The organism is Blastococcus sp. CCUG 61487, assembly GCF_005222955.1.
Lineage (GTDB): Bacteria > Actinomycetota > Actinomycetes > Mycobacteriales > Geodermatophilaceae > Blastococcus.
On record NZ_LWUA01000150.1, the window covers coordinates 1 to 344 of the forward strand.

At 77.0% G+C, this 344-nt stretch carries 1 protein-coding gene; it reads right to left on the reverse strand.

The window, feature by feature from the left end; genetic code table 11:
- Nucleotides 1-11: 11 nt before the first annotated feature.
- Entirely contained in the window at nt 12-197 is a 186-nt protein-coding gene (locus tag A6V29_RS20800) for a uracil-DNA glycosylase family protein (RefSeq protein WP_170977784.1), read from the reverse strand.
- Nucleotides 198-344 lie beyond the last annotated feature (147 nt).

The window sequence follows — 344 nt, forward strand, 5'->3', positions numbered from 1 at the left end:
CCCCCGGCCGGTCAGGCGCGACGCAGCTCCCCGTAGCTCCGTGCCAGGTCGGGCAGCTGCACGTGGGCGTTCAGCCCGCTCGGGTTCGGCAGCACCCAGGTGAGGGCTCTTCCGATCGACTCCGGCTGGGCCCCGAGCACGGCCCGCGGACGCTCGAAGCCGGCCCGGTAGGCGGTGACCCCCAGCACGGCCAGCACCCGAGGCCGGCACCGCGCCACCAGCTCGGCCAGCGGCGCGCAGCTCGTCCCCGGCTCAGCTCGGCGGCGGTGCGGGTCGGCCGGTCGACCAGGTTGGTGACGCCCAGCCCGTACCGCAGCAGCTCCCGGTCCTCCTCGGGGGCGAGC